The organism is Tsukamurella sp. TY48, from assembly GCF_019656655.1.
Taxonomy (GTDB): domain Bacteria; phylum Actinomycetota; class Actinomycetes; order Mycobacteriales; family Mycobacteriaceae; genus Tsukamurella; species Tsukamurella strandjordii.
This window is the reverse complement of sequence record NZ_BPMV01000002.1, coordinates 849,766-870,507: the sequence shown is the minus strand read 5'-3', so window position 1 is coordinate 870,507 and position 20,742 is coordinate 849,766. Positions and strand designations below refer to the sequence as shown.

The following is a 20,742-nucleotide window of genomic DNA, read 5'->3' as shown; positions in this document are numbered from 1 at the left end:
AGGTGACCGAGGAGCAGCGCACCGACGATCGTGCCGCCGCTGGCCCCGTCTCGCACCGCGAGGTGCACACCTACCTGGGAACGGATCCGGATGCGGTCTTCGGTGTGCTCCATCTGCCCGCCTCGGGCCGCGCCCGGGGATCGGTGCTGCTGCTCCCTTCGCTCGCGAAGGAGCAGTTCGATGCGACCCGTGGAATGCGGAGGCTCGCCGCACAACTGGCCGACCGGGGGCTCGCCGTCCTCCGTATCGATTACCTCGGTACCGGGGATTCCGCGCATTCCGAAGACGGTGACGACGCCGTCGAGCAGTGGGCGGCGAGCTGTCGTACGGGCTTGGCCTACCTGCGCGAGCTGAACGCCGGGCCGCCCGCCGTCGTCGGGCTCCGGGCCGGTTGCCTGATGGCCGCCCGCGCGCTGACCGAGGGACACGAGACGGGGCCGGTCGTACTGTGGGATCCGGTCTCCTCCGGGCGGGCCTTCCTCCGCGAGCAACGGGCCCTGTACCTGATGACGGTCGGCGCAGACGACCGATCGGTGTCCGGCTCCGTGCCGCTCATCGGGACCACGTTGTCGGAGACCGCGGCCGCGGCCCTGTCCGGGCTGCGCCTGGATCCGGAGAGGGTCGGCACCGGTGGCCGATGGCTGGTGGCGACCCGGCCGGGAGGCGGCGACCGCAAAGTCGAGGCCTTCGCGACGGCGGTCGACGCGGACCGCCTCGACGTCGAGCACATGGCCGAGTACGTCCAGCCCCCCGACTACCTCGTGCGCATCCCGGACGACGCCATCGACGCGATCACCGACTGGCTCGATACCGCCGCCACCGGTCCGGAGGTCCCCGTCGACCCACCGATCCGCCGGACCGCGCGCCTGCGTGACCCGGCGGGCGGCGAGGTGACCGAGAGCATCGAATACCTCGGTCCCCATTCACTGTTCAGCATTCGGACGACACCCCCAGGGCACGCATCGGAATCGGCAGGGGACGCGACGCCCGGCGTGCTGTTCTTCGCGACGGCCAATGACACCCACCACGGCCCGAACCGTGAGTGGGTGCGCTTGGCACGCAGAGTCGCCGGAACCGGTGTGGTGGCGGTGCGTTTCGATCGCCGGGGCGCGGGGGAGTCCGGGGTGGTGCTCCGCGGAGAACGCGCGCACGGCTACTCGGAGGAGGCACGCGAGGACGCCGATACCGCCGCGGCCGCCGCCGATCCGGACTCGGCGGGACTGGCCGCGGTCGGCGTGTGCTCGGGTTCCTGGCTGACGGCGCATCTCGGGCGGGAATCCCGTTTGGACGCAGCGGTTCTCGTCAACCCCGTGATCTGGTCGTGGCGCACCAAACGCGCGCTGCGCAATGCCGATGGCCCGGACGCGCAGGGGGTGCCGCGGTCCGATCCCGCCTTCCAACGCTCGTTCCGCGGGCGGGTGAAGGCCCTGCTGCAGTCCCGGCTTCCGTACCCGGCCTGGCGCCTCCTCGGTATCGCGGGAATCACCCAGGTGCCGGAGGTCCTCCTGCGCCCGCTGGCGGACGCTGATGTGCACACCACGGTGGTCCTGGCGCCGCCGGACGCCGAGTGGTTCACCGGACAGCGCGGTGGGGAGGGCCTCCGGAGCCTGAACCGGCGCAGTCCCGCCCCGCGAATCGACATCGTATCCACCGAATTCGGCGATCACCCCGCCTACCACGCCGATGTCCGCGCGGCGGTCGCGGAAACGGTGCTGCAGTGGTGCAGCGACCGGGGGACCGTCGGGAGCGATCGTGGGTGAGGACGAGGCCGAAGGACGCGAAGGAGTTCTGAGCCGACGCCTCCTCTTGGGCCTGGGGGTTGGTGCGGCCGCCACGACCGCCGCCGCCTGTCGCTCGTCCGCCGAGCCCCCGACCCCCGTCGACCCCGGGCCCGACGGCCGGATCAGCATCGCCTCCTACGGGGCGGTCGGGGACGGGAAGGCCGATGCCACCGCCGCCTTCGATGCGGCGGTCCGCGCAGCCGCGGGCAAAGCCCCCATCTACGTGCCGCCGGGCGCTTACCGCGTGACCCGCTTTCCCGACCTCCCCGATTTCACCACGATCATCGGTGCCGGTGCCGACCTCAGCACGGTGGTGTACGACGGCGAGGGCACGCTCATCACGCTCCGCGACAGGCACCGCGTGGCCTTCTCCCGCATGGGTTTCCACCTGACCGGCGTGAAGGCGACAGCGGTGCAGCTCGCGAATTCGTTCCGCTGCTCCTTCGATGCGGTGACCCTCCGCGGAGAGCACAACGCCGAGACCGCGCCGCGCTTCCACGGCCAACGCGGTGTGGTGATGGAGGAGAACACCGGCGGCACCAGTTTCATCAACTCCGACATCAACAACTTCGGGGTGGGCATCACCACGAAGTGCATTCAGAACTACGTCACCGCGTGCAAGTTCGCCAACAACCGCATCAGCATCCTCGGGTCCGGCGCAGATCACAACGCCGGCCTCTCGCTCACCAACGTCGAGCTGGTGGGCACCGGCGACCCGCGGGTCACCGAGACGCACATCCGGGTGGAGGGCGCCGCGAACGACTGGTTCCTCACCAACTGTTGGTTCGAGGGCTGCGACACCGGCCTGGCCATCGGCGACGCCAACGGCGGGCCGGCCCAGCTGGGCCTGGTGAACGTCAAGATCGGCGCCCGGAAAGTGGGGATCGATCTCAGGTACTGCCGGCAGCCGTACCTCGCGAACGTCGCCTTCGACACCGATACCGGCACGACCGCGCCCCCGATCCCGGTGCGGATCGACGACACGGGCTGCCCGCAGGGCACCGCCGTCAATCTGATCTCGGGCGCGGCCGAGGACGTATCGTTGTCCCTCTTCCCGGAGGGATGGAGCGTGCAGGGCCGCTACGGCGTCCGCGGTAGCACCGTGCTCGGCCCGATGCTGATGCGTGCGCCCACCGTCGCCGACTCACCGGCGGCCGGACCGGTGATTCGCAGCGATGACGGGGCCTACTGGCAGCTGGTCGTCGACGCCCGCGGGGCGCTCAGCACGAAGCCGCTCGGCTCGAAGCCCCCGCGATGATCACCGCTACGCCCACTGACCAGGCGCGCCGAGCGATACCGCGAGGTCGCGGCATCCGACACCACGGGTATTCTCGACAATCGTGTATCTCAAGTCGCTCACGCTGAAGGGCTTCAAGTCCTTCGCTTCGGCGACCACGCTGCGCCTCGAACCGGGCATCACCTGCGTCGTCGGTCCCAACGGATCGGGCAAATCGAACATCCTCGACGCCCTGCGCTGGGTGATGGGCGAGCAGGGCGCCAAGGGCCTGCGCGGCGGCAAGATGGAGGACGTCATCTTCGCCGGCACCTCCGGCCGCGCGCCGCTGGGCCGCGCCGAGGTCACGCTGACCATCGACAACTCCGACGGCGCGCTGCCCATCGACTACTCCGAGGTCTCCATCACGCGGCGCATGTTCCGCGACGGCGCCGGCGAGTACGAGATCAACGGCACCAAGTGCCGGCTCATGGACGTCCAAGAGCTGCTCTCCGATAGCGGTATCGGCCGCGAGATGCACGTGATCGTCGGGCAGGGGCAGCTGGCGGCCATCCTCGAATCCAAGCCCGAGGAGCGTCGCGCCTTCATCGAGGAGGCGGCCGGCGTGCTCAAGCACCGCCGCCGCAAGGAGAAGGCGGTCCGCAAGCTCGACTCGATGCAGGCCAACCTGGCGCGGCTCACCGACCTGACCACGGAGCTGCGGCGCCAGCTCAAGCCGCTGGGACGGCAGGCCGAGGTGGCACGACGGGCCCAGACGATCCAGGCCGACCTGCGCGACGCCCGGCTGCGGATCGCCGCGGACGATCTCGTCCGGCGCCGCGCCGAGCTCGCCGATCAGAGCGGCAACGAGGCCGCGGTGCGCGAGGAGCAGAACATCGTCGCGGCGCAGTTGGAGGAGATCAGCGCGCTGGTCGCCTCGCACTCCGAGGCCGTGGCCGCGCTCGATCCGGCCGTGAAGGCTGCCGGCGAGGGCTGGTTCTCGCTGTCGGCGCTGGCCGAACGGGTCTCGTCGACGGGACGCATCGCCTCCGAGCGGGCCCGGCTGCTGTCCGAGCCCGTGCAGCACGCCCCCGGCCGCGATCCCGATGAGCTGGACGCCGAGGCCGAGCGCGTGGCCGAGGAAGAGGCCGAGCTCATGGAGGCCCTCGAAGAGGCCGCCATGATCCTGGAGGGCGCCGCCGAGGAGCTGGCCGAGCGCGAGGAGGCCGCCCGCGCCGCGGAGACCGCGCACATGGCCGCCGTTGCGGCGGTCGCGGACCGTCGGGAAGGGCTCGCCCGCCTGGCGGGGCAGGTCGAGACCCTGCGCACCCGCGCCGAATCCGTCGACGCCGAGGCCGGACGCCTCACCGCGGCCATCGCCGAGGCCGTGGAGCGCGCCGAGGCCGCGGAGACCGAGTTCGAACAGGTCCAGGGGCAGATCGCCGAGCTGGACGCCAACGAGGCCGGCCTGGACGAGCATCACGAACGCAGCTCGGCCGCGTTGGTCGCGGCGCAGGCCCGCGTCGAGGAGTTGCAGGCCGCCGAGCGCGCCGCCGAACAGAAGGTGGCCTCGCTGGCTGCCCGGATCGAGGCGCTCACCCTGAACCTGGACCGGGGCGACGGTGCCGCCTGGGTCGTCGAGCACGTGGACGGGATCACCGCGGCCGTCGCCGAGCGGCTGCAGATCCGCCCCGGATACGAGAAGGCCATCGCCGCGGCGCTGGGCCCGATCGCCGAGGCGGTCGCCGCACCGTCGGTGGCCGTGGCGTCCGCCGCGCTGGCCCGACTGCGCGAGGCCGACGGGGGCCGCGCCGCGCTCGTGGTCGAGGGGCTCGCCGCCCCGTCGTCCCCGGCGGGTTCGCTGACCGACGGTGCCGTGTGGGCGAGCGAGTGCGTGACCGCCCCGTCGGCGTTGGACGGTGTGGTGGCATCCGCGCTGGCCTCGGTGGTACTGGTCGACTCGGTCGCCTCCGCGGTGTCCGTGGTGGAGGCGCGGCCGGAGCTGCGGGCCGTGACCACCGACGGTGACGTGATCGCCCACGGCGTGCTCACCGGTGGTTCCGCCGCCCGGCAGTCCACGCTGGAGGTGCAGAAGGCGATCGATGCGGCGGAATCGTCGCTGGGGGAGACCCGGCGATCGGTGGAGTCCGTGACTGCGGCGCTGGCCGGTGCGACCGAGGATCTGGCCGCGCGGCGTGAGGTGACCGAGGCGGCGCTCGCGGCTCTGCACGAGTCGGATGCGCAACTCGGCGCGATCTACGAGCAGTTGGCACGGCTGGGGCAGGCCGCCCGGAGCGCGCGTGACGAGGCCGAACGCCTGGTGGCGCAGCGGGATCGGATCGAATCGTCGCGGGACGAGACGCAGGCGGCGCTCGTCGAGCACGAGGAGCGGCTGCGGCTGGCGGAGGAGCTTCCCGAGGATTCGGTGTCGGTGGGAACCGACGAGCGGGACGCCGCCGCGGCGGCGTTGGCCTCGGCACGCAGCGTGGAGATGGAGGCTCGGCTCGCCAAGCGCAGCGCCGAGGAGCGCGCCGTGGGCGTGCGGGGCAAGGCCGAGGGGTTGCGCCGTGCGGCCGCCGCGGAGCGCGCGAACAGGGAGCGGATGGAGCGCGCCGCGGCTGTGCGCATGCAGGCCGCCGCAGTGGCGTCGGCGTGTGCGGAAGGCGCCGCGCTGGTGGCGGATCGCCTGGGGCGCGCGGTGACGCGGGCTGCCGCGCACCGGGATTCGCTGGAGGCGACGCGCGCGCAGCGAGCGGGTGCCCTGGATGTGGCGCGGCAGGAGTCGACGGCGCTGTCGGCCCGGCTGACCCAGTTGACCGATGCCGTGCACCGCGATGAGGTGGCGCGGGCGCAGGCGGCGCTGCGGATCGAGCAACTCGAGGAGCAGGTGCTCACCTCGTTCGGTATGGCCCCCGACGATCTCGTGGCCGAGTACGGACCCGATGTGCCGCTGCCTCCGTCGCAGCTGGAGCTCGACGAGTACGAGGCGGCCCGGGAGCGGGGCGAGCAGGTGGTCCGGCCGGTGGGCATGCCCTTCGAGCGCGCCGCTCAGGAGCGCCGGCTGAAGTTGGCCGAGAAGGACCTCGCCACGCTGGGCAAGGTGAATCCGCTGGCGCTGGAGGAGTTCGCGGCGCTGGAGGAACGCTACAACTTCCTGTCCACCCAGCTGGAAGACGTGAAATCAGCCCGGCAGGATCTGCTGAGCGTGGTCGACGAGGTGGACGCCAAGATCCTGCAGGTGTTCACCGAGGCCTGGGTGGACGTGGAGCGCGAGTTCGTGGAGGTGTTCGCGACGCTGTTCCCCGGTGGCGAGGGCAAGCTGATCCTCACCGATCCTTCCGACATGCTCACCACCGGCATCGACGTCGAAGCCCGCCCGCCGGGCAAGAAGGTGAAGCGGCTCTCGCTGCTGTCCGGTGGCGAGAAGTCTCTCACCGCCATCGCCATGCTGGTGGCCATCTTCCGTGCCCGGCCCTCACCCTTCTACGTGATGGACGAGGTCGAGGCGGCTCTGGACGACACCAACCTGCGGCGCTTGATCTCGTTGTTCGAGCAGCTGCGGGACAAGTCCCAGTTGATCGTGATCACGCACCAGAAGCCGACGATGGAAGTTGCCGACGCGCTGTATGGTGTATCTATGCGGGGTGACGGCATCACGCAGGTCATCTCCCAGCGGATCCGTGGGCAGGACCTCGGCGCGCTGCCGGTCTGATCCAGCTAGTACAGGCGCTGGGACAACGTCGGAAATGCCTTAACAATAATGTCGAGCAGTTGGCCAGCAGCAGCCTCGTCGAGTTGGATTGACTGGCTGCTCTTCGGATCTGACTGACGATCGTCAGAGCCAAATGTGGAGAGATGTAAGAGGTCACCGTTGCCGTCGGTAACCACGGAGTAGTAGCAATCGACCTCGGTAGGGTGCCGGCGAACAGTTTGGGAGCCAGGTTCCAGAGCACGGATGCGAGCCATAGTTCCCACCCTAGGGCGCGTAACCGGTGCCGTGACGTGAGAGCGGAATCTTGAGACGTCGGCACTGCGCCGCATCTGGAGCTTGTTGTACGCGGCTCTAGCTCGTGCTCGGTGCCGACGAGGGCCACCGATAGCCCGATCACCAAGGTGGTCAGTCCCTTGAGGGGTGGGAAGCGCCGTGCAGCGCGTCCTGCTCGACGCACCCGTACCGGTGCTCACCGTGATGGCCCCGGAGTAGCGTAGGAGCGGAACGGCGACGGGCCACGACGAGAGGGTACGAACCAGTTATGACCAGCAACGACGCCCAGGCGAACATCGGTGTGGTGGGGATGGCGGTGATGGGCTCGAACCTGGCCCGCAACCTGGCCTCCCGAGAGGGCAACACCGTGGCCATTTACAACCGGTCGCCGGAGAAGACGCGTGAGGTGACCGCCAACCATCCCGAGGCGAACTTCGTCGCCAGCGAGTCGATCGACGATTTCGTCGCCAGCCTCGCCAAGCCCCGCACCGCGATCATCATGGTGCAGGCGGGTGCCGGCACCGATGCCGTGATCGACCAGCTGGCCGAGCGGTTCGAGCCGGGCGACATCATCGTCGACGGTGGCAACGCCAACTTCCATGACACCATCGCCCGCGAGGCGCGTATCTCGCCGACCGGCATCCACTTCGTGGGCGCCGGCATCTCCGGTGGCGAGGAGGGTGCGCTCAAGGGACCGTCGATCATGCCCGGCGGCACGGCCCAGTCGTACGAGACCCTGGGCCCGATCCTCGCCTCGATCGCCGCCGTCGCCGAGGGCGAGGCCTGCGTGACGCACGTCGGCACCGACGGCGCCGGGCACTTCGTCAAGATGATCCACAACGGCATCGAGTACGCCGATATGGAGCTCATCGGCGAGGCCTACGACCTGCTGCGCAACGTGGCCGGCCACTCGCCCTCCGCCATCTCGGACATCTTCAAGAAGTGGAACGAGGGGCCGCTCAACAGCTACCTCATCGAGATCACCACCGAGATCCTCAAGCATGTCGACGCCGAGACCGGCAAGCCCTTCGTCGATATCGTCGTCGACCAGGCCGGCAGCAAGGGCACCGGCGTCTGGACCGTGCAGACCGCCCTCGACCTGGGCGTGCCCGTGGGCGGAGTCGCCGAGGCCGTGTTCGGCCGCGCCGTCTCCTCCAAGCGGGGCCAGCGTGACGCGGTCCGTGCGCTCGGCATCGCCCGTCCCGAAGCCCCGGCGGTCGACGACTCCTTCGTCGACGACGTGGCCAAGGCGCTCTACGCCTCGAAGATCGTGGCCTACGCCCAGGGCTTCGACGCGATCATCGCCGGCGCCGAGAAGTACGACTGGAACATCGATAAGGGTGCCGTCGCCAAGATCTGGCGCGGCGGCTGCATCATCCGCGCCCAGTTCCTCAACGTGCTCGCCGACGCCTACGCCGAGAACCCCGACCTCGCCACGCTTCTCGAAGCACCGTACTTCGCGCAGGCCATCCGCGACGGCGAGGCCGCGTGGCGCCGCGTGGTGATCACCGCGACCCAGGCGGGCGTGCCCGTCCCCGGCTTCGCCACCGCGTTGAGCTACTTCGACTCGCTCAACGTGGACCGGCTGCCCGCCGCCCTGGTGCAGGGCCAGCGCGACTTCTTCGGCGCGCACACCTACAAGCGCGTCGACAAGGCCGGCACCTTCCACACCCTGTGGTCCGGCGACCGCAGCGAGGTCCAGACCGACTAGGGCGCACCGATGCCCATCGACGTCCGCCCGGCCACCGTCTTCGACGATGTCCGGGCGGTGGTCGGTCCGAAGAAGGACACCTCGAACGTGTGCTTCTGCCTGAGCTACCGCATCGGCTCCAAGGAGAACCAGGAGCTGCGCGGCCCCGCCCGCGCCGACCGGGTGCGCGGCCTGTGCGCCGAGACCCCGCCGCCCGGCGTGCTCGCGTACGACGGCGAGGAGCCGGTGGGCTGGGCGGCGATCCACCCGCGCTCGGACACCAGCTTCGCCACCAACCGGAAGATCCCGCACGTCGACGACCTCGACCCGTGGTCCCTGTGGTGCATCCGAGTGCGCCCCGGTCACCGCAAGCAGGGCATCAGCCACCACCTGGTCGACGGTGCGCTCGCCTTCGCCCGGGACAACGGGGCACGGGTGGTCGAGGCCTATCCCGTGGACAACCGCGGCGCGAAGGTCGACCTCACGATGGCGTACGTCGGAACGCGAGCGCTGTTCGAGCGCGCCGGATTCGAGTACGTCACCGATACCACCTCGGTGCTGAACGGCTTCACCCGCGTCCTGATGAGGTTCTCCCTCGTCTGATCAGAGGATCTCGACCGCGTCGCCGTGCACTCGGTGCTCCGGATGATTCCGCACCCTCATCAGCACGTTGTGCCGGGCGACGACCACTGTCCGAACCGGCTGCGGTGCAACAATTGTCGCAACAACTTGAGATTCGCAAACCTTGCTATTTGTTGAAGTTTTGCATTCGCCTCGGATCGCGTTAACTCGGCGTTAAGCTGGCGTCCTCATCGGGTGTTCTCATCATGTGGTCGAGGAGGGCGAGATCGTGGCGGAGGCTGTGGACGAGTCGGGGCGCTCGAAAGGTCCACCAGGACAGCGAAAGGCGTTTGCCTGGGCGGTCTACCTGCTCGTCGTGGTCGTCGTGGTCTCCGCGGCCGTCTACTACTCCTTTCAACGAGGTGGCCTTACCGCTGACATTCGCAACAAAGCAACGCTCATCGCTCCCGCGGGCGCCGGCGGCGGTTGGGACCTCGTCATGCGCGAATCGCAGGCGATCATGCGAAAAGATAAGATCGCCACGAACATTCAAGTGATCAACGTTCCGGGAGCCGCAGGGACGATCGGGCTGTCTCGGCTCCACTCCATGCCGGGGCGCGCTGATGTCGCGATGGTCGGCGGTACCGGACTCGTAGCCGGCGTCCAGCAGACCAAATCGGCGGTGAAGGTTTCCGATGTCACCCCGATCGCGCGGATCTTCGAAGAATACGACGTGCTCGTGGTGCCCGCGAACTCCCCGTACAAGACCGTCGACGACCTGGTTGCAGCGTGGAAGAGTAACCCGCAATCGCTCCCGTTCACCGGCGGCGGAAGTTTCGACCAGCTGGTCATGGCCCAGTTTGCCAGGGCCGCAGGAATTTCGCCGAAGGCTACGACGTACATACCGAAGGCCGGCGGCGGTGAGGTGGCACAGGCGCTGGTGACCGGTACCGCCAAGGCTGCGTTCTCCGGCTACGCCGACCTGGTGGACCAGATTCAAACAGGGCGACTGCGCGGGCTCGCGATGGCAGCCAAGGATCCGATCAGCGGGGTCGATCTTCCGACGCTCCGCCAATTGGGATACGAAGTCACGCTGGCGAACTGGCGTGCGATCTTCGCGCCACCGGGGATCTCCTCCAACGATGTCAAGAACATTCGGGACGTCTTCGCCGAGGTCTTGCGGACGGAGGACTGGGCGGAGGCCGAGCGCAGGAACAAGTGGACGCGGTCCTGGCTCGACGGGCCCGAACTCGCGACCTTCATCGCCGACGAGGATCGCGTCGTCGCCGGACTGTACGAGGAGCTGGGCAAATGACCATGGAGGACGAAGGGGCGAGCCTTGCGACGGCGCGCACCCCGAGCGGACGTTCCGCGCTCGTCGTGCCGGCGATCCTCGCCGCTGCGAGCACACTCGTCGTTATCGGCATTCTCACCATGGACGTCCAGGCCAAGGATAAGCCCGGACCGACCTTCTTCCCGTGGCTGCTCGCACTCGCGGGGTATGCGCTCGCCGCGGCTCTCGCGGTGAGCTTCATCCGTCATCCCGATGAGCTCGCGCGGGCCGAGAAGAAGTTCCGGACGTACACCGATTGGGCTGCTGCGGGCTGGCTCATCGGTGGGCTGCTGGCCTTCGCGGTCCTGCTCGAGATCCTCGGCTGGATTCTCGCGGCTGCCTTGCTCTTCTGGTGCGTGACGAGAGCGTTCGACAGCAAGCGACCCTTGGTCGACGTCTCTGCCGCCCTGCTGCTCTCCAGTCTGGTCTTCCTCATCTTCGGCGTCCTGTTGGATGTCCCGCTTCCGTCCGGGATCTTGGGGGGCCTGTAGACATGGATCAATTCGGACTGCTACTCGACGGATTCGCGGGTGCCCTGTCGCCTGCGAACCTCATGTGGGTCGTCATCGGCTGCCTGATCGGGACCGCCGTGGGCGTTCTGCCGGGCCTGGGTTCGTCAATGGCTGTCGCGCTTCTTCTGCCGATGACCTTCGCGCTCAATCCCACCGCGGCCTTCATCCTGTTCTCCGGCATCTACTTCGGCGGCCTCTTCGGAGATTCGACGATGGCCATCCTGATGAATACTCCCGGTCAGGCCTCGGCGATCGCCTCGACCTTCGAAGGTCATCAGATGGCGAAAACGGGAAGAGCACCGCAAGCGCTCGCGATCGCTGCGATCGGTGCCTTCATCGGCGGCATGGTCGCATCCTTCCTGGTGGTCCTTCTCGCCCCGTTCATGGCGGATGTCTCGACGAAGTTCGGTCCAGCCGAGTATTTCGCCCTCGCCCTGCTCGCCTTCGGTGCGATCTCCTCGGTCGTTTCCGAATCCGTGATCAAGGGACTCGCATCCCTGGTGATGGGGCTGATGCTGGCCACTGTCGGGATAGATCAGATCTCCGGGACCGAGCGATTCACGTTCGGCTCCGCGAACCTGTTCGACGGGATTTCGCTGGTCATCGTCGCCGTCGGCATGCTGGCGCTCGGTGAGATCATCATCGTGGCAGGACGATTCCGCCGCGATCCCGCTCCGAAGGCGCTGGGCGCCAAGGCCGGGCGTGCGTGGCTCTCCCGCTCCGAGTTCAAGGAGGCGATGCCCGCGTGGGGCCGCGGCACCGCCATCGGGCTGCCCTTCGGTGTCATTCCCGTGGGCGGATCGGAGGTCCCGACCTTCCTGGCCTACGACATGGAGCGCCGTCTGGACAGGCGACGGAAGGTCCCGATGTTCGGAAAGGGGGCACCCCGAGGGCTCGCAGCGCCGGAGGCCGCGGGAAACTCGACAACAGGCATGGCGATGGGGGCGCTCCTCTCACTGGGCCTGCCGGTCTCCGCGACCGCCGCCATCATGCTCGCAGCCTTCCGGCAGTACGGGCTTCAGCCCGGGCCGTTGCTGTTCGACAATTCGCCGGACCTGGTGTGGGCGCTTCTCGCGAGCTTCTTCATCGCCATGGTCGTGCTGTTGATCATCAATCTGCCGTTCGCCCAGCTATGGGCGAAGCTGCTGCTGATTCCCGCGCCCTACTTGTACGGCAGCATCATCGTCTTCTGCGGACTCGGGATCTATGCGACCTCGCCGACGACCTTCGATCTGGTGATGTTCCTCGGTATCGGGCTGTTGGCCTTCACCTTCAAGCGCTACGACGTGCCGATCGCGCCCCTGCTGATCGGCATGGTGCTCGGGCCGCTCGCCGAGACCAGCGCCCGTGATGCTCTGCTCTCGTCGAACGGGAACTACTCGGTGTTCGTGTCCTCGCCCATCTCGGTCGGCCTCTACAGCTTGTTGCTCCTGGTGCTCCTGCTCAAGGCCCGCCAAGTCGTCACCTCCCGTACCGGAAAGGATGTCTGACCATGACGATTCTCGTCGCCCACTCGACGACCCCGGAGAGCGCGGCGGCCCTCCAAGCGGCCTACGCGGAGTCGGAACGTCGCGGCAGGGAGGAGATCGTGATCTTCATCCTGGACGGGGACGAGCCGGATATCGCGAATGCGGCCGAGCGGGGCCTCGCGGTCACCTTCCGGCACCCGAAGGAACTCGATCGCGATCCGGTGGGCGGACTCGTCGACGCCGGGACGGAGCTGGACGCCTCCGTGCTCATCATCGGTATCAAGCACCGCACCCCGACCGGCAAGCTGCTGTTCGGTTCCTCCGCGCAGCGGATCCTGCTCGATGCGACCTGCCCTGTTCTCGCGGTGAAGGTGAATCAGGGCTAGGCGGCAGTCGAGTCAGCGCCAGCCGAGGGCCGGGGCCACGTCCTTGACCAAGGACTCCAGGAGCTTCGTGTTGTACTCCACTCCCAGCTGATTCGGCACCGTCACCAACAGCGTGTCGGCGGCGGCGATGCCCTCGTCCTCCCGCAACTGCTCGATCAGCTGATCCGGTTCGGCGGCGTAGGTGCGGCCGAACACCGCACGGAACGAGTCGATGGTGCCGAATTGATCACTTCCTCGGCCCTCGTGACCGAAGTAGGCGCGGCTCTCGTCGTCGATGATCGGCATGATGCTGCGGCTCACCGAGACCCGCGGCTCACGGTCGTGTCCGGCCTCCGTCCAGGCCTCGCGGAACTTGCGGATCTGCGTGGCCTGCTGGACGTGGAAGGGCTCGCCCGACTCGTCGGTCTTCAGCGTGGAGCTCATGAGGTTCATGCCCTGCTTCGCCGTCCACTCGGCGGTCGCGTCCGATGCCGCGCCCCACCAGATCCGGTCGCGCAGCGTAGGGGAGTGCGGCTCCACCCGCAGCAGGCCCGGCGGATTCGGGAACATCGGCCGAGGGCTCGGTTGCGCGAAACCCTGGCCCTCGAGCACCTTGAGGAACAGTTCGGTGTGCGAGCGTCCCATATCGGCATCGGTCTCGCCCTCGCCGGGCTCGTAGCCGAAGTAGCGCCAGCCGTCGATCACCTGCTCGGGCGATCCCCGGCTCACCCCGAGCTGCAGTCGCTCACCGGCGATCAGATCAGCAGCGCCCGCGTCCTCCGCCATGTACAGCGGATTCTCGTAGCGCATGTCGATCACGCCCGTGCCGATCTCGATCCGCGAGGTCCTCGCGCCCACGGCGGCGAGGAGCGGGAAGGGCGATCCGAGCTGCTGAGCGAAATGGTGCACGCGGAAGTAGGCGCCGTCGGCGCCCACCTCCTCCGCCGCCACCGCCAGATCGATCGACTGGTGCAAGACGTCCGATGCGCTGCGGGTCCGTGACCCCGGCGCGTCGCTCCAGTGTCCGAACGAGAGGAATCCGATCTTCTTCATAGCCCCCTCAACTCCGGACTGCGGTCCGATTATTCCTGGATCAGGACCGGGTGCGGGGAAGCTGCCGGCCCACCAGGCGCCCGCCCTCCAGCAGGTGCTCCGCGACCAGCCGCGGCACATCGTCGACGCTCACCCCGCCGTACCAGGCGTCGTCGGGTTGCACCGTGATCACCGGCGCGTGATTGCACGGGAACTGGCACCCCGTCACCGTGACCAGAACATCGTCGTCGCCCAGGTCGTGCCGCCGGAGCTCATCGCTCAGCGCGCCGGAGAGGCCGGACGCACCCCGCGCCGAACACCGCGGCCCGCGGCACACGAGTACCTGATGCCGGTGGCGCGGCACCTCCTCCCACGCGGCCGATTCCAGCGGCGCTGCATCCGCGGCCATCGGAGCGCCACCGGCGGTGATCGCGGCGGCGAGGAGGGCCGGATCGGGCGCGGCGAGCAGCGTCGGGGCGAGGCGCACCGTCGGGGCCGCGGCGCTGAGCGCGAGCCGCTCCCGCAACCAGTGCGCGGCCACCCGGCGCAGCCATGAACGCTTGGGTCCCGGTTCGGCCCAGCCGGTCCCGATCAGCAGCAGTTCGGGGGCACCGCCGTCGGCGGCCCGGCTGAGCACATCGACCAGCGCGGGATCGTGCACCTGGAGGAAGGCCGGCTCGGCACCCGAGCGCAGGGCGAGCGCCGTCAGCTCGTCCGGATCGATACCCGCCGACATGCCGACGAGGACCGTGGTCACGGCAGTCCCTTGATGCCGTCGGCGATCCGGCGTGCCCCGTCGAGCAACCGGACGCCGGAGGTGGTCTCCGAGAACGGGATCACCACGAACCTGTTCTCCCGCACGGCCCGCAACTGACTCATCGCCGGATCCGTGCGGGCGAAGTCGATGCGGGACTGCGCGGGACTGCTGGTGGAATCGGCCACCACGATCACGTCCGGATTCGAGCCGATCACGTTCTCCATCGACACATCGGCCCAGTTACCGGGCCGGTCCGCGAAGACGTTCACCCCGCCGACCGATTCGATCAGCAGCTGCGGCGAGCCCTTGCCCGCACCGACGAACGGGATATCGGTCTTGGAGTCCCACCACAGGATCCGCTGGCCCCGGGCCGCGCCTTTGAGTGCGTCGCCGTTCAGCTCCGTCTTCTGGTCGGCGGTGAGTTTAGCGGCCGCCTCCTCGGCGCCGAAGGCCTTTCCGGCTGCGGCGAACTCGTCCCAGATCAGGTCCCAGGTGGCGCGCTCGGGCTTCTTCTGGCAGCCCGCCGGGGCGAGCACAGTCGGAATGCCGCGACCCGCCCACTTCGCGCGTTCCCCTCCGGCCTTGTCCGTGAATGCCGAGGCATAGGACGCGTAGATCAGGTCCGGGTTCACCGACAGGACCTTCTCCTGCGTGGGGTACTTCGGGGCCAGCACGGGAATGGTCGCGTAGTCGGCCTGGTACCGCGGGGCCACCGCGTCGTCGAGGTAACCGGTGCCCGCCATCCGGCTCGCGACGCCCAGCGCCAGCGCCACCTCGGTGGCGCCCTGGTTCATGGTCACGATCCGCTGCGGCGCGGCCTTGACCTCCGAGGGGACATCGCACGTCGTGACCGTCACGGGGAAGTTCCCGGAGGCCTGCGTGCTGGGGCCGGCCGACGGTGCGCCGGCGCCGCACCCGGCGAGCACGGCACTGGACGCGATGAGGGCGGGAAGCGCGGAGCGCATGGTTCGACTCGTTTCGTCGGCCACCCCGTGCGCGGGAGCGGCGATGGACATCGCGAGCCGGGCGGTATCGGACTCGAGGCAGTGCCTCACACCGTTGCGCGCCAGTCCCGGATTCCCACCGGATTCCCGCAGCCGACTCGGATCGTGACGCTATCAGGCGCAGTTCCGCTCGCGTGGCATCCACGGGGAACGGCGACAGGGGGCTACCGCCGGGTGGCCCACGCGGCGATCGACAGCGCCGCCGCCCAGGCTGCGAGCACCGCCAGCGAGACCCAGGGCGACCAGGAGACGGTGTTCGCGGGGACGCCGATCGTGGCGAACTGGGCGTTCGTCGCCGGAAGCCATGCCAGCACCGCCCGGCCGAAGGGGAGCGCCGGAACCGCGATCGCCTCCACCAGGAACCACCAGCCCAGCACCGCGCCCACGCCGGCGGTGGTCGACGATGCGAGGTACCCGACCGCGAGGCCCAGGATGCTCAGCAGCGCACCCGCGACGGGTGCCGCGACCACCAAGCGAACGACCTCGCCCGCCGGCGCGGGCAGTCCCGCGACCGCGCCGATCACCGCCGCAACCGCGGCGGACGCCAGGCCCGCAACCGCGCCCCCGGAGCCCGCGACCACGGCCTTCGCGGTGTAGACCAGTGTGCGGCGGGGGATCAGGACGCGGGTCAATGCGAGCGTGCCGTGGTCGCGGTCGAGCCCCACGAGCAGCACACCTGAGACCGCGAGCAGCGCGCCGCCCACCAGACCGAACCCGTACGCCGCCGTGGTCACCGTGGCGCCGTGGAACGCGGATGCGAACACGCCCACCACGATCGCGACCGCGATGCTCACCGCCACCGTGCCGCCGAGCACAGCGCGGTAGCCCGCCGACGTGCGCGCCTTTCGCGCCTCGGCCGAGACCGCGCGGCGCAGCGCCGGCCGTGGGATCACCGAATCCGTTGTCCCGTTCGCGACATCCGCCATGGGCAGGGCGTCGTCGTCGCCCGTCAGCCGGAAGTACACCTCCTCGAGCCCGGACCTGCCGGACCGGGCGGCCGGAACCAGTTCGGGGAGCGGGGCGTCGGCGACGACCGCACCGTCGCGCAGGGCCACCACCCGATCTGCGGTCTGCTCCAGCTCGGCGAGCAGGTGTGAGGACAACAGCACCGTGCGCCCCTCGTCGGCCAACCGCCGCAGGGTGCGCCTGATCCACGCGATGGCCTCCGGGTCGAGTCCGTTGACCGGCTCGTCGAGCACTACGGTTCCCGGATCACCGAGAACCGCACCGGCGATCGCGAGACGCTGCCGCATGCCCAGTGAGTACGACCCCACCGACTGCCGGGCGACCTCCTGCAACCCCACCAGCTCCAGCGCCGCATCGACCCGCGCAGCGGGCAGTCCCATCGCCGCCGCCAGCCACAGTAGGTGATCACGCGCCGATCGCGACGGTGCCGCCCACTCCGCATCCAGCAGCACCCCGATCGTGGTGCCCGGGTTGGGGAGTTCGTGGTAGGGCGTGCCGTCGATGGTGACGGTCCCCGAGGTCGGGATCTCCAGCCCGGCGATGAGCCGCAGCGTGGTGGATTTGCCGGCGCCGTTCGGGCCGATCAGCCCGGTGACCGCGCCCGACGGGGCCGTGAAGCTGACGCCCTCGACCGCCACCGTCGAGCCGTAGCGAACCGTGACGTCCCGGAGCTCGATCACCGCGGCTTCGCGACGACGACCGGCGCGGGAACGGGTCGCGGCGAGGGCTTGACCGCGGCGACGGACCCGGTGGTCGGCGCGGCGGCCGGCGGCTTCGCCACGGACGATGACGGTCCGGACGGCCGGGCACTGGTCGTCGGTGCCGCCTTCGGGTCGTTCTTCGGACCACTCTTCGGACCTGTCGGGGAACCGGTGACGGGGCCGCCGCCCTTGCCGCTGCGGGCGAGTTCGGCCAGTTCACCCAGGCCGCTGAAGACGATCGGCGACCACCGGCCGGTCTGCAATCCCGTGAGCACCTGCGCCTCCCAGGCCACGAAGCAGGCGCCGAGCGGGGTTGCGACCATCTCCTGCAGGACCGGCGCGAGATCGTTGCCCGCCTTAGTCAGCGCGTCGATCACCTTGGGGCGGTACTGGGCGTACCAGGGCTTGATCGCGTCGTAGACCGCTTGCTCGGCACCGTTGAGGGCTCCGACCGGACCCGCCAGCGCGGGCTGCGCCTTCGTGATCTCCGGGGCGAGCGCTGCCAGGAAGGGCCCGATCAGGCTGAGGATCGGGTCGTACGCCTGTCCCGCGGCGAAGGCCTCATCGGTGAAGGCTCCGGCGGCGGGTGCCAGCAGGATCAGCGACGCGAGGCCGCCCTTCTCCTTCGGCTTGGGCCACCCCAGCGGGCACTGGATATCGGCCGGGTTCACGCCCGGGACCACGCCGGCCACGGCAGGCGGGGCCGAGGCGCTCGACCCCGCCGGTGCGGTACTCGGCGAGGTGGCCGAGGGCGCTGGGGCGGGCGGTGTTGTCGGCGCCGCGGCGGCGGTGCCGGCGGGGACGGTCACGGCCAGGGTGGCCGCGATCGCGAGGCCGAGAGTGCGCGGAAGGCGATACATGCGTGGCTCTTTCGTCGGATCGATCGGGAGAGGAGGCGGTCACCGGGTGGGTGGGGGTCCGGGTTCGAAGACGCCCTCCAGATGCCAGACGCCGGTGAAGTCGTTGAACGGTCCGCCCTGGATGTGACTGGTCCAGTCGAGGGTGAAGCGCCGGGTGGCGGGATCGAAGGTGCCGGTGGCCGATGGGCCGGTCGACTTCGCCGCGGCGGGCTGGGCCAGCCACCGCTGCGAGACCACGTCCCACGCCTTGGCCACGTTCTCCTGTCCGGCGGCGGTGGCGTCGGTCTGCGGCACCGGTTTCGGAGCGCCCTGGTTGAACTCCTGGTTGTTCCACGATGCCGCCCAGGCCGAGACATCGGCGGAGAGCGCGGTGCCGGTCCGGGTGACCGAGGGTGCGGGCAGTGCGGCCCTGGTCTGCGGATCGACCGCGTTGGTGGAGATTCCGAACAGCACATCGAAGAACTTGGTGGGCGTGATCACGGAACCCGATATCGAATCACCGTTGCGGAAGCCGGGTTTCGCCTCCGATTGGTAGGCGCCCGTGCGCAGCCCGCCTGCGGTCCCAGGGGAGAGTGCGGTCACCTCGCCGCCGGCGATGGGCGAGTTGGCGTTCGAGACGAACGGGCCCTGCGCGGTGCCGCCGACGATCGCCATCTTGAAGTAGGTGCCCGTGGGCTTACCGTCCGCGAAGCCGCCCGGGGTGAAACGGAACAGACCGACCAGCTGCTCGGGTGCCTCCTGCGGTGCGTCGCTCGACGCCGAGCCGCACGCGACCGCACCGCCCGCCGCGAGCGTGACGAGGGCGAGGGCGAGTGCCCTGCGTGCCGTCATGGATGAACCTTTCGTCGGAGCGCGAGAACGGATGCCGTGGCGGCGATCCCGAGTGCGAGTTCCGCCCACGGGAGCAGGGCGAAGGTGCCGCCCGGAACCGGGACGAGCCGGTTGGTTCGCGCGAGTCGTTGGTAGTCGGGGAGGTTGTCGTTGATCGCTCCGGTGAGCGTCGCCAGATCGGAGGACACCGTCTGCCACGAGGCCGTGAATGCACGGATCTCGGGTGTGCGGCGCACCGCGGTGCCGCGATCGATCTCGCCGACCGCGCCCACCAGGGTCAGGAAGTCCTGTTGCAGGGTGACCACCTGCTCCTGCGTCATGATCGGCGCGAAGCGGTCGATCACCCGCTGGGCCGATGCGGCGTTGGTCGCCAGTCCGGAGGCGAACGGGTGGATCAGCAGGAAGACAGCGCCGAGCAATGCGGCGGCCGCCGCCCACCTGCGCGAGGAATCCGCCCTCGACCGCAGGAGCACCGCGCCGGAGATCGCGAGCCCGATTCCGACGAGCAGGAGCAGCTGCGGGACTGTACCGAGTCCGCGGATCGACCCCAGACGATCGACATCGCCGCGAGCCGCGGTCGCCGACACCAGGAGATTGCGGGCATTGGACTCGATCGCGGGGGAGCGGCGGGCGAACTCCGCGGTGCGCGGGGCCGTGGCCAGGCGCCCGGACGCGGCCTCCGCCCGGGCCGCAGCCCCGAATCGCGCGACGGAATCGACGTCACCGTTCAGTCGCGCGAGGGATTCGCTGGTCAACTGCGGCCCGAACGCGTCCAGCATCTTCGTCGCGCCGGCCGTGGTCTTCGGCAGGCCTCCCGCGATCGCCGAGGCCGCGAGGCCGATGCCGATCACGAGGAGTACCACCGCCGGCCACCGCCGCGGCGGTGCCGTCGCCGCCGTGCGGGGCGGGGCCACGGCTCGTAGCCGCGGCACGCCCGCGAGCAGGGCGCCGGACGCCTCGGGCGCAGCGGTCACCCGTTGTAGGTGCCTGTGAGGTGCCACAGGCCGGTGAAGTTGTTGAACGGTCCGCCCACGATCTGGCTGGTCCACTGCAGGGTGTAGGTGTTCCCGTTGATCGAACCGGTCACCGCGCTGGTCTTGCCGGGGAAACCGCCGCCCGGCTTCGGGGCGCCCTGATTGAAGACCTGGCCGTTCCACGCGACACCGAAGGCCGACAGATCACCGGACAGCGACGATCCGTTCCGGGTGATGGTCGGCACCGACGTGGCCGAACCGGTCTGCGGATCGGTGGCCTTGGTCGAGGTCACGAAGTCCGAACCGAAGAAGGTGCGCGCGCCCGTCACCTGCGACTGGTACGAACCCGAGGTCAACGTTCCGGAGAGCGGCGTGAGCGTCTTGTCCGAGCTGGACGAGTTGCCGTTGGCGAGGAAGGGCCCGGACTGCGAGCCGCTCGGCAGGATCATCCGGAAGTACGACCCGGAGCCGATCGAGAAGGTGCCCTTGAGGGTGTCCGCGTGGGCGGCGGGGGTCGCGACCACGGTGGAGGCCGCCGCCGCGGCGAGCGACAGGCCCGCGATGAACGCGCGGCGGGGAAGGGTGTTGCGCATGAGTCGATCTCGCTTTCGGTGGAGTGAATGACCCGGTGGACGTGACGGTAGCCCCGGTATTACGGACGGCGAATAATTCGGCTCACCACGAATCCGAAGGTGTGATCTGCGTTTC

General features: G+C 69.5%; 17 protein-coding genes and 1 riboswitch. Of the genes, 9 read left to right on the top strand and 8 right to left on the bottom strand.

All coding sequences use genetic code 11. The annotated features are described in order from the left end of the window. The first annotated feature begins 2 nt into the window (after positions 1 to 2). From TTY48_RS19885 to TTY48_RS19845, 9 genes are all read left to right on the top strand, one after another. A complete protein-coding gene (locus TTY48_RS19885) occupies positions 3 to 1,760 on the top strand; it encodes an alpha/beta hydrolase (RefSeq protein WP_220659350.1) in 1,758 nt (585 codons plus the stop codon). A 46-nt stretch (positions 1,761 to 1,806) separates the two neighbouring features. After that, entirely contained in the window at positions 1,807 to 3,039 is a 1,233-nt protein-coding gene (locus TTY48_RS19880) for a glycoside hydrolase family 55 protein (RefSeq protein WP_255585845.1), read from the top strand. Between the two features lie 82 nt (positions 3,040 to 3,121). Continuing rightward, positions 3,122 to 6,706: a chromosome segregation protein SMC gene (gene smc, locus TTY48_RS19875; RefSeq protein WP_220659348.1), complete on the top strand. Its 3,585-nt coding sequence runs from the start codon at positions 3,122 to 3,124 to the stop codon at positions 6,704 to 6,706. Positions 6,707 to 7,247: 541 nt separating this feature from the next. After that, positions 7,248 to 8,690 (top strand): NADP-dependent phosphogluconate dehydrogenase, encoded by a 1,443-nt coding sequence (gene gndA, locus TTY48_RS19870; protein ID WP_220659347.1) that lies wholly within the window; start codon positions 7,248 to 7,250, stop codon positions 8,688 to 8,690. Positions 8,691 to 8,699: 9 nt separating this feature from the next. Beyond that, the gene (locus TTY48_RS19865) at positions 8,700 to 9,272 is read left to right on the top strand and encodes a GNAT family N-acetyltransferase (protein WP_220659346.1); all 573 of its coding nucleotides are present in this window, start codon (positions 8,700 to 8,702) and stop codon (positions 9,270 to 9,272) included. Positions 9,273 to 9,498: 226 nt separating this feature from the next. After that, a complete protein-coding gene (locus TTY48_RS19860; protein ID WP_255585844.1) occupies positions 9,499 to 10,545 on the top strand; it encodes a tripartite tricarboxylate transporter substrate binding protein in 1,047 nt (348 codons plus the stop codon). Then, a complete protein-coding gene (locus TTY48_RS19855) occupies positions 10,542 to 11,054 on the top strand; it encodes a tripartite tricarboxylate transporter TctB family protein (protein ID WP_220659345.1) in 513 nt (170 codons plus the stop codon). Before TTY48_RS19860 ends, TTY48_RS19855 begins: the two co-directional genes overlap by 4 nt. A gap of 2 nt (positions 11,055 to 11,056) precedes the next feature. Continuing rightward, complete coding sequence (locus tag TTY48_RS19850) at positions 11,057 to 12,565, top strand: tripartite tricarboxylate transporter permease (protein WP_220659648.1); 1,509 nt, start codon at positions 11,057 to 11,059, stop codon at positions 12,563 to 12,565. Between the two features lie 2 nt (positions 12,566 to 12,567). Beyond that, entirely contained in the window at positions 12,568 to 12,930 is a 363-nt protein-coding gene (locus tag TTY48_RS19845) for a universal stress protein (RefSeq protein WP_220659344.1), read from the top strand. Between the two features lie 12 nt (positions 12,931 to 12,942). On the opposite strand, the gene TTY48_RS19840 is transcribed toward TTY48_RS19845, so the two are convergent. The 8 genes from TTY48_RS19840 to TTY48_RS19805 form a co-directional block, all read right to left on the bottom strand. Continuing rightward, entirely contained in the window at positions 12,943 to 13,962 is a 1,020-nt protein-coding gene (locus TTY48_RS19840) for an LLM class flavin-dependent oxidoreductase (RefSeq protein ID WP_220659343.1), read from the bottom strand. Positions 13,963 to 14,002: 40 nt separating this feature from the next. Beyond that, complete coding sequence (locus TTY48_RS19835; protein WP_220659342.1) at positions 14,003 to 14,698, bottom strand: ferredoxin; 696 nt, start codon at positions 14,696 to 14,698, stop codon at positions 14,003 to 14,005. Continuing rightward, entirely contained in the window at positions 14,695 to 15,663 is a 969-nt protein-coding gene (locus tag TTY48_RS19830) for an ABC transporter substrate-binding protein (RefSeq protein WP_220659341.1), read from the bottom strand. Before TTY48_RS19830 ends, TTY48_RS19835 begins: the two co-directional genes overlap by 4 nt. A gap of 41 nt (positions 15,664 to 15,704) precedes the next feature. After that, a riboswitch (cobalamin riboswitch) is annotated at positions 15,705 to 15,837 on the bottom strand. Positions 15,838 to 15,866: 29 nt separating this feature from the next. Beyond that, the gene (locus TTY48_RS19825; RefSeq protein WP_220659340.1) at positions 15,867 to 17,348 is read right to left on the bottom strand and encodes an ABC transporter ATP-binding protein; all 1,482 of its coding nucleotides are present in this window, start codon (positions 17,346 to 17,348) and stop codon (positions 15,867 to 15,869) included. Then, positions 17,345 to 18,229 (bottom strand): hypothetical protein, encoded by an 885-nt coding sequence (locus TTY48_RS19820; RefSeq protein ID WP_220659339.1) that lies wholly within the window; start codon positions 18,227 to 18,229, stop codon positions 17,345 to 17,347. Before TTY48_RS19820 ends, TTY48_RS19825 begins: the two co-directional genes overlap by 4 nt. A gap of 39 nt (positions 18,230 to 18,268) precedes the next feature. Then, positions 18,269 to 19,060, bottom strand: a complete 792-nt coding sequence (locus TTY48_RS19815) for a hypothetical protein (protein WP_220659338.1) — start codon at positions 19,058 to 19,060, stop codon at positions 18,269 to 18,271. Further along, a complete protein-coding gene (locus TTY48_RS19810; RefSeq protein WP_220659337.1) occupies positions 19,057 to 20,034 on the bottom strand; it encodes a hypothetical protein in 978 nt (325 codons plus the stop codon). The genes TTY48_RS19815 and TTY48_RS19810 overlap by 4 nt, the downstream gene beginning before the upstream one ends. Continuing rightward, on the bottom strand, positions 20,031 to 20,627 hold the full coding sequence (locus TTY48_RS19805) for a hypothetical protein (protein WP_220659336.1): 597 nt from the start codon (positions 20,625 to 20,627) through the stop codon (positions 20,031 to 20,033). Before TTY48_RS19805 ends, TTY48_RS19810 begins: the two co-directional genes overlap by 4 nt. Positions 20,628 to 20,742: the final 115 nt, after the last annotated feature.